This is a genomic window from Senegalimassilia anaerobia JC110, assembly GCF_000236865.1.
GTDB lineage: Bacteria > Actinomycetota > Coriobacteriia > Coriobacteriales > Eggerthellaceae > Senegalimassilia > Senegalimassilia anaerobia.
The window spans coordinates 412,330-421,550 of sequence record NZ_HE611016.1 but is presented as its reverse complement, the minus strand read 5'-3'; the positions used below and the strand labels follow the sequence as shown (position 1 = coordinate 421,550).

Annotated in this window: 5 protein-coding genes; 4 read left to right on the top strand and 1 reads right to left on the bottom strand. The window is 59.2% G+C overall.

What is annotated here, in order from left to right:
* Positions 1-277 precede the first annotated feature (277 nt).
* The 4 genes from SFHG_RS07890 (at position 278) to recQ (ending at position 7,163) form a co-directional block, all read left to right on the top strand.
* Positions 278-2,344, top strand: coding sequence for an elongation factor G (locus SFHG_RS07890; RefSeq protein ID WP_042435979.1), 2,067 nt, complete (start codon positions 278-280; stop codon positions 2,342-2,344).
* A 743-nt stretch (positions 2,345-3,087) separates the two neighbouring features.
* Positions 3,088-4,392: an amidohydrolase family protein gene (locus SFHG_RS07885; RefSeq protein ID WP_042435977.1), complete on the top strand. Its 1,305-nt coding sequence runs from the start codon at positions 3,088-3,090 to the stop codon at positions 4,390-4,392.
* A 278-nt stretch (positions 4,393-4,670) separates the two neighbouring features.
* On the top strand, positions 4,671-5,081 hold the full coding sequence (locus SFHG_RS07880; RefSeq protein ID WP_042435975.1) for a peptide deformylase: 411 nt from the start codon (positions 4,671-4,673) through the stop codon (positions 5,079-5,081).
* 192 nt (positions 5,082-5,273) lie between these two features.
* Complete coding sequence (gene recQ / locus SFHG_RS07875) at positions 5,274-7,163, top strand: DNA helicase RecQ (RefSeq protein WP_238318308.1); 1,890 nt, start codon at positions 5,274-5,276, stop codon at positions 7,161-7,163.
* Between the two features lie 399 nt (positions 7,164-7,562).
* Here the strand turns inward: recQ and SFHG_RS07870 are convergent, their stop codons facing one another.
* Positions 7,563-9,128, bottom strand: a complete 1,566-nt coding sequence (locus SFHG_RS07870; RefSeq protein WP_081469019.1) for an aminotransferase class I/II-fold pyridoxal phosphate-dependent enzyme — start codon at positions 9,126-9,128, stop codon at positions 7,563-7,565.
* Positions 9,129-9,221: the final 93 nt, after the last annotated feature.

The following is a 9,221-nucleotide window of genomic DNA, read 5'->3' as shown; positions in this document are numbered from 1 at the left end:
CCCCGGCTTGCTGTCTGACCGGTTTCCCACAAAGCTCGGTATCCTTGCTGCTCGTCTTTTAGCTTCCCGGATCATCTCCCTTGCGGCGCCTCTGCCCTTCGATGGATGCCTCCCTGCAACGCCTCGGGGCGTATCCATCATCAGGCGTTTTGCCGGTTCGTGCGCGTTTTTGCGCTACACTATCGGTAGTGTTCCGACCGTTTGGTTCGACTGCGTTTCGCGCTTGAATCGAGTTGGCGAATCGGGCGCGACGCCTTTATAAGGGGAAGGTGATCGTATGGCAGCTCCTGCTACCGAACATGTCCGAAACATCGTGCTGGTGGGCCAAGACGGCGCCGGCAAAACCTCGCTCGCCGAGGCTATGCTGCACGTTTCAGGCCGCACGCCGCGCATGGGAACCACCCACGACGGCAAATCCTACCTTGATTACGACCAGGAGGAGATTCGCCGCAAGTTCACTCTGGGTACCTCCGTCGCGCCCATTCCGTACCATGATTACAAGATCAACCTGCTCGACACCTCGGGCCATCCCGACTTCATCGGCGACACGCTTGCCACCATGCAGGCTGCCGAAATGGCGCTGTTCGTCGTCGACGCCGTCGCAGGCCCCCAGGTCATGACCACGAAGCTGTGGCGCGAGGCCGAGGGCATGCGCCTGTCGCGCGCCGTGTTCATCAACCACATCGATCGCGAGCACGCGAACTTCGATACCATCATGGCGCAGCTGCACGCGCGCTTCGGAAGCCGCTTGGGGCCGGTCACCATCCCCATCGGCGTTGCCGAGGACTTCAAGGGCGTCATCGATGTGCTGCGCATGAAGGCGCGTTACTTCGATCAGGACGGCACCACCGACGACCGCATCGAGGATATTCCGGCGGAATACGCCGAGGCGGCGCAGATCGCGCGCGATCGCCTGTGCGACCTGGTGGCAGAGGCCGACGATGATCTGATGATGAAATACCTGGACGGCTCCGAGCAGCTCACGCAGGAAGAGCTTGAAAGCCTGCTTGACAAGGCCATCGCGCAGGAACTGTTCATCCCCGTATACGTGGGTTCCACCATCATCGAGCAGGGCATCCGCTGCGTGATGAAGGATATCTGCACCTATTTCCCGCACCCGCGCCACCACGGCGCGTTCCGCCTTGCCAATGGCGAGGAGACGTTCGTGGACGAGGACGGCGAGCCGGCGGCGTTCGTCTTCAAGACCGTTGCCGACCCGTTCGTGGGACGTTTGAGCTACTTGAAGCTGATCAGCGGCGTGCTCACGCCCAGTATGGAGCTGATCAACGCGCGCACGGGCAAAAAGGATCGCCTGGGCCATCTGTATGTGATGATGGGCAAGGAGGCCACGGATGTGAAGTCGGCGAAGGCCGGCGACATCATCGTGGTTCCCAAGCTCACCGATACGCGTGCCGGCGACACGCTGTCGCAATCGGGCACGATGTCCATCGATCCGCTGCCGCTGCCTGTGCCGCAATACCCCGTCGCCATCGAGGCGGCTAATAAGAAGGAAGAGGACAAGGTCGGCACCTTCCTTACACGTGCGGTTGAGAACGACCCCACGCTGCGCGTTGCGCGTAACGAGCAGACGCACCAGACCATCGTCACGGCAATGGGCGAAGCTCAGGTGGAAACGCTGCTTGCGCGCATGAAGGAGCAGGCGAAGGTGGAGGCGCGCCTGGTTCCCGTGCGCATCCCGTATCGCGAAACCATCACGAAGACGGCTGAGGCGCAGGGGCGTCATAAGAAGCAGACCGGCGGCGCAGGCCAGTTCGGTGACTGCTGGCTGCGCATCAGCCCCAACCCCGGCGAGGGCTATGAGTTCTCCGATGAGGTCAAGGGCGGCGCCATCCCCGGCGGCTTGATCCCCGCTGTGGACAAGGGTGTTCAGGAGGCCATGGCAGAGGGCTTCTTGGCGGGGTATCCCATGGTTGACATCAAGTGCGCTGTGTTCGATGGCTCGTACCATTCGGTCGACTCCAACGAGATGGCGTTCAAGACCGCTGCGCGCATCGGCTTCCGTGCGGCATGCGAGCAGGCTGGTGCCATTCTGCTCGAGCCCATGGCAACCATGGATATCGTGGTGACCGAGGAGTATGCCGGCACCGTTATGGGCGATATCGCCACGCGTCGTGGACGCATCGTGGGCACCGACTCCACCGACGAGGGTGAGACGGTCATCATGGTGCGCGTGCCATATGCCGAGGTCATCAGCTACACCAAGGACCTGCGCGCCATGACGCGCGGTTCTGGCAGCTACTACATCGAGCTGGAGGGCTACGACCCTGCGCCCGCCGACGTGACGAAGAAGCTGGTCGAGGCTTACCAGGCATCGAAGGCATAAGCAGGCCCATAAGATGATTGCAGCGAGCCGTCCTTCGGGGCGGCTCGCTGTTTGCTGCGATGAAGCGTTTCGGCTTGATGTTCGCATTCGCGTCTCCTGGTGCGTTCTTGTCGGGACGGTTTGACGGTCGCGTGGTGTGAATCGGGGGTATGGACGTTCGCGGGAGCATAAGGCTGCTTGCGTGTTGTGGCTAGCGGCATGCGCGGGAGCGTGACTCGCTTGCGTTTTGCGGCGGTCTGCTTGCTTGTGGCGGGCAGGCCCTGAGTTTGCGAGGAGCCCGCCCGTTCCAAAGGGAGGAGAGGCGATGGGGAGTGAAGCAGCAGGTCAGGAGCGTCTCCCATGACACGGCCCGCTTTAATCCAGCCGCCACATCGCCTGGTTCGAGTATGATGCCGCCATCTTGCAGAACCCTTGTCCGTTGCACGGAAAACTGTCCGCTGAACCTTGCAGGTTTGGGAAGAATCCGTCTGCTAGGAAGCCGCCGGAACGACCGAGAAACCTTGCGCTGTTGGCGGGTTGCAGTCTCCTCTGTCTTGCGAAGGTGGGAGTTTTCCCAGGTTATAGTGGGCTTTCGTGTCGTGGGCGCTAGCGTTCCGGGCCGTCTGACGCATCTCCTTCTTGCCCTGGTAACTTTTCCTCATGTGGGCATTTTCCCTAGACGCTTTGCCGAGTTCTTGGTAGGCTCGAATCATCGATTCCGCGCCATGCCCACGCATCGGCGCAGGCAAGTAAAGGGGAATGCCATGTCTTACGTATTCACGCACGCAACGCTGCTCGACGGCACGCGCGATATGCAGCCGCAAGAGAATATGACCGTCGCTGTGGACGACAATGGCCGCATCAGCGCGGTCGGGCCCGCTGCCTCCACGGTGGGTCCTGCCGGCGCGCAGGAAGTGGACCTGAAGGGCGCGTATTTGATGCCGGGCCTGGTCAACCTGCATGTGCATCTGTGCGGCAACGGCAAGCCCACCAGCGCCGGCGCGGCGGGCGACCTTATCGAGAAGGTTGTTGCCAACCCCGTTTGGCGTTGGTATCTGCATCGTACGCTGCGCAAACATGCCCAGCAGCAGCTAGCAAGCGGCGTCACCACGGTGCGCAGCGTGGGCGATCCGGGATTCGCCGACGTGTGGGTGCGCGACGCCATCAACGCGGGCAAGTACCAGGGCCCGCGCTTGGTCACCTCGGGCGTGGGCGTGACGGTGCCGGGCGGTCACGGTGCGGGGCTGTTCGCGCACATTGCCGAAACGCCTGATCAAGCGCGTGAGATCGTGCGTGACTGCTTCGCGCACAAGTGTGATTTGGTGAAGTTGTTCATCACCGGCGGCGTGTTCGACGCCGAGAAGGAAGGCGAGCCGGGCGTGCTGCGTATGTCGCCCGAGATCGCGGCGGCAGCAGTGGACGAGGCTCACAAGCTTGGCATGCATACCGCGGCGCATATCGAGAGCACGGAGGGTGTTCGCGTTGGTTTGGAAGCGGGCGTGGACACCATCGAGCATGGTGGCGTTTTGGACGACGAGCTGCTGGCGCTGTTCCGTGAAAACGGCGTGGGCCGCAAAAGCTCGCTTACCTGCACCGTCTCCCCGGCGCTGCCGTTCATCAAGTTGCCGCCCGAGATGACCCATTCCACTGAGGTCCAGGTGGTGAACGGGCGCATCGTCTTCGACGGTATCGTGTCCGCCGCAAAACAGGCTTTGGAGCAGGGGATTCCCGTTGGACTGGGTACCGATTCGGCGTGCCCGTACGTCACGCAATACGATATGTGGCGCGAGCTGGTGTACTTCGAGCGCATCGTGGGCGCAAGCCGCCAACTTGCGTTGCATGCGGCAACGCTGGGCAACGCGAGCATCATCGGGCTTGGTGACGAGACGGGCTCGATCGAAGTAGGGAAATCGGCTGACATGATCGTGCTGGATGCGAACCCGCTTGATGATCTGGAAGCGCTGCGAAACGTGCGGCGCGTCATGGTCCGCGGCAAGTTCGCCGACGGCCTGCACGTGAAGCACCTTCCCGAGCTCGATCGCGAGTTGGACAAGTTCTTGCCGCGATAGCTCATTCGGGATGGGGCGGTGTCGCGTGTTATGGCATGCGCTTCTCGGTCGGGTTGCTTGTCGTCGGGGCGGCAAACTTGTTTATAATGCGCGAATTTGACGGGCCTTTGCGAAAGAATCTGCTGTTTCCGCAGGTCAAACGGTGCGAAAATGCAATAAAACAAACGTTCGATTTTTCTTGAACGCAGGGGTTTCGCATGGTACAGTAGGTGCAGCGAAACCCCTTTTCATATATTCGCAACCCACTTGTCCATATTCATGTAGGAGGCACGAGCCCGATGATCAGACCGATTATGCGAAACCAGCTGTTCTTGGCCATGCCATCGGAGGCCGCAACCATCGAGGATGCGCCTGTTGGGCAGGACTTGCTTGATACGCTTGAAGCGCATGCTCATGAGTGCGTGGGAATGGCGGCGAACATGATCGGCGTGCGCAAGCGTATCATCGTATTCGATGACAACGGCACGGCCAAGCTCATGTTCAATCCTGAAATCGTGCATGCCTCAAGCGAGTATTCCACCGAGGAGGGATGCCTGTCGCTTGTGGGGCAGCGGCCATGTCGGCGGTATCGCAAGATTCGCGTGTCATATCAGGATGAATCGTTCAAAACCTGTCAGAAAAGCTTCAGTGGCTTCACTGCGCAGATTATCCAGCACGAAATAGATCACTGTGAAGGGATCATTATCTAGGCGTTTACCGAGGCATTTTCCCAGATGAAACACTTCTGGATGGGCTTCAAAGCTGTTGCGAGCCGCGATTCTCTTGCAGGATTGCGGTAAGGCGATCGTATTATCGCGGATTTGCGTTTGCATTGCATCTGCATTTAGATTTGCGTTTGCACTTTGCGCATTGTGAAACTTGTTGTTAGGGAAAGGTTTGCCGTGTCGGTACCTATAGAGCAGGCGCGCTTGGCGCTGGAAATGCATTTCGGCTACAAGGATTTCAGGCCGGGCCAGCAGGGCGTGGTGCAGGCTTTGCTTGCAGGTCGCGATGCGCTTGCGGTCATGCCTACCGGCGCCGGCAAGTCGGTGTGCTATCAGATACCGGGCGTTGTCATGAGCGGCCTTGCGCTGGTCATAAGCCCGTTGGTGTCGCTGATGGGCGACCAGGTGCGCAGCTTGCAGGATGCTGGCATTCAGGCGGCGTATCTGAACTCCACGCTTACCCCGTCTCAGCAGGGTTCGATCATGGCGCGTGCTCTGGCGGGGGAGTTCGACCTGCTCTACGTTGCGCCTGAGCGCTTGGAGGACCCGCTCTTTGTGGAGTTCGCCTCGCAGGCGCCCATCCCGCTGGTCGCGGTAGACGAAGCGCATTGCGTATCGCAATGGGGCCAGGATTTTCGCCCGTCGTATCTGCGCATCGGTACGTTCATTGAGCAGCTTCCCGCGCGTCCTACTGTTGCCGCACTCACTGCAACGGCAACGGAGCGCGTTCGTGCCGACATCGTGCGCCTGTTAGGATTGCGAGATCCCTACCAAGCGGTCACCGGTTTCGACCGGCCGAACCTCCACTTTTCCGTTGAGCGCCTAGAGCCGAATAAAAAGCTGAACCGCATCACAACGTATGCGAAGGCGCATCCCGAGGACTCAGGCGTGGTGTATTGCAATACGCGCAAGAACGTCGAGAAGGTGCACGAGCACTTGGTGCAGTCCGGCGTGAAGGCAACGCGCTATCACGCAGGATTGAGAAAAGAAGAGCGCAGCGCCAATCAGCAGGCATGGATTAACGACGACGCTGCGGTCATCGTGGCAACTAACGCCTTCGGCATGGGCATCGATAAATCGAACGTGCGTTACGTCATCCACTACAACATGCCGTCAAGCATCGAGGCTTATTATCAGGAAGCGGGCCGCGCGGGACGCGACGGGCTTGCAAGCGAGTGCATGCTCTGCTGGAGCGATGGCGATTTGTCCACTTGCAGGTTCTTCCTTGAGCAGGACAGCGGCAACGAAAGCATGAGTCCCGAGGAAGCTGAGGTTGCCCGCGCGGCTAGGCGCCGTATGCTGGCGGCCATGGAGGGCTATTGCCTGACGTGCGAATGCCTGCGCGGCTACATGTTGCGTTACTTCGGCGATGAGTCCGCAGCGCAGCAAGGCAACGGCTCGTGCAACAACTGCTCGAATTGCGAAGGTGGGTTCAGGGCGGTGGACGTCACCGCGGAAGCGCGTGCCGTCATGCGTTGCGTGCAGGAGCTGCGCGGAAGGTTCGGCAAAGGCGTGGTGGTTGATGTGCTGCGCGGCACGAACATGGAGCGTCTTGAACAGTTCGGCCTTGCGCAGGCGAAGTGTCTCAACTCCGTCAGCATGTCGCAAGTGCAGCTGAAAGAGGTCATCGAGCTGCTTGCGGCGGGCGAGTACTTGGAGATATCGGATGGCCAGTTCCCCGTAGTGGGGTTTGGGGCTCGCTTCCGTGAAGCGGCAGCGCCTGATTTTCGATTGCAGATGAAGCAGGTGCTGCGACAACCGCAGCGCAAGCCTGGCGTTGCCGGCGGTCACTCATTCGGTGGGTCGGGTACGGCAAGCGGTCCCGATGCAGCATACGACCAAGATCTGTTCGAAAGGCTGCGTGCGTTGCGCAAGCAGCTGGCGGTCGAAGGCGGACTGGCTCCGTACATGGTCTTCGGCGATGCCTCGTTGCGCGATATGTGCGCTCGCATGCCCGAAACCGAAGACGAGTTTATGGACGTTAGCGGCGTAGGCATGAAGAAGCTCGAGAAGTACGGCAAAGCCTTCCTCGATGAGATCGCAGCCTATCGTTCCGAAGTGCAGTAGGCGGCGGCGCGATTCGGCTGCATGTGAGCGAAAGGTGCGGGTTCGTATTGAGATTCCCTAATGCAAGGGACAAGAGCTAGATGTCTTGTTGCCGCGAGAACAGCCTTGCTTTGAAATGGCTCCGCATCGAAGCAAGGTGCATTTCGCGCATCAGCATCAGCTGAAATAAAGCCACGCATAGCTTGGCACCATATGGGAAGAGGGGCTTGCGCCCCTCTTCCCATATCTGATGAGTAATGGTTTGAAATCTCTAAACGCCTCAAAAGCGCTTGACGGGACAGGTCCCTGTCATGCCGGTAGGCGACCGCGCAGCAGCGGTCGGACGACCCTGATACGTGAGCAGGGGGACTACCCCCTGCTCACCGCGAAGCCTGAAAGCGCTAGGTGCCTCTTAGCCTGCTACGCTTGGCGGTAGTGCGAGAGGAAGTCGCCGAGCTGACCCATGGCTTCGGAGAGCACTTCGATACGCGGCAGGTATACCACGCGGAAGTGGTCGGGCGAACCCCAGTTGAAGCCCTTGCCGGGAACCAGCAGGATCTTCTTCTCGTGCAGCAGGTCGAGTGCGAACTGCTCGTCGTTGGTGATGTTGAACTTCTTCACATCGATCTTCGGGAAGATGTAGAAGGCTGCACGGGGTTTGACGGCGGTGATGCCGGGGATGTCGTTGAGCGCCTTGTATACGTAATCGCGCTGCTCGCATACGCGGCCTCCGGGTACCACGTAATTGCGCACGCTCTGATGGCCCCACAGAGCGGTCTGGACGATGGACTGCGCCGGCACGTTGGAGCACAAGCGCATATTCGACAACATGTTCAGGCCCAAGATGAAGTCCTGCGCGCAGTATTTCTCGCCGGACAGCACCATCCAACCGATGCGATAGCCGGCAATCATGTGCGACTTCGAAAGACCCGAGAAGGTGATGCAGAACAGATCGGGAGCAAGGCTTGCGATGGATACGTGCTCAAGGTCGTCCATGACCAAGCGGTCATAGATTTCATCGGACAGGATCATTAGCTGGTGCTTGCGAGCCACATCTACGATCTGCTGCAGCACCTCGCGCGGATACAGCGCGCCGGTGGGGTTGTTGGGGTTGATGATGACGATGGCCTTTGTGCGCGGCGTGATCTTGCGCTCGATATCGTCGATATCGGGATACCACTCAGCCTGCTCGTCGCAGATGTAGTGAACGGGCGTGCCGCCGGCAAGGGTGGCGCAAGCCGTCCACAGCGGATAGTCGGGGCTGGGGATAAGAATCTCGTCGCCGGTGTCGAGCAGCGCCTGCATGCACAGGTTAATGAGCTCGCTCACGCCGTTGCCGGTGTAGATGCTGTCCATATCAACATTGGGAAGGCCCTTGATCTGAGAGTACTGCATGATGGCCTTGCGTGCGCTGAACAAGCCCTTCGAATCGCTGTAACCCTCGCAATCGGGAAGCTGATGTCGCATGTCCTGAACAACCTCGTCGGGCGTGCGGAACCCGAACGGGGCAGGGTTGCCGATGTTCAATTTCAAAATGCGCATGCCTTGGGACTCCATGCGTGCAGCTTCGTCCACAACCGGACCACGAACATCGTACAGAACGTTATCAAGCTTCGAGGATTTCTTGAACTGACGCATAGGTACGCTCCCTTGATCATCAGACACGGCAGGTTCATTAGTATTGGAAAGTTCAAAATCGCTTTGAACTTCATGAGCATGTGGTTCAGGTGCAGAAGGTTCATGTTCGGAAGGAGTCATAGGTGCAGACTCCTCGCCACCCAGCCACTCAGGAGTGACGTTCAATAGTTCAGCAAGCAGCTGCATTACATCGGGGCGGGGGATGGTCTTGCCGCTAACGTACTGGCTGACCTGGCTTTTCCAGAGTTTATGACCTTCTTCTTGCGCTGCATGGATCAAATCTGCCTGCTTCATGCCGGCGGCATCCATGGCAATCTTCAGCTGTTCGGCAAACACGTTCTGATCCATGCTGTTCCTTTCGTTCAAAGTTCAAACTATAGGTTCAAGGCACAGTTCAATATAAAATTGAACCATAAATTGAACTATAGTATGAACAATCTG

Excerpts from the sequence above, each read along its gene's own strand:
- SFHG_RS07885 (WP_042435977.1), top strand. The coding sequence starts at position 3,088 with ATGTCTTACGTATTCACGCACGCAACGCTGCTCGACGGCACGCGCGAT.
- SFHG_RS07890 (WP_042435979.1), top strand. The coding sequence starts at position 278 with ATGGCAGCTCCTGCTACCGAACATGTCCGAAACATCGTGCTGGTGGGC.
- SFHG_RS07880 (WP_042435975.1), top strand. The coding sequence starts at position 4,671 with ATGATCAGACCGATTATGCGAAACCAGCTGTTCTTGGCCATGCCATCG.
- SFHG_RS07870 (WP_081469019.1), bottom strand. The coding sequence starts at position 9,128 with ATGGATCAGAACGTGTTTGCCGAACAGCTGAAGATTGCCATGGATGCC.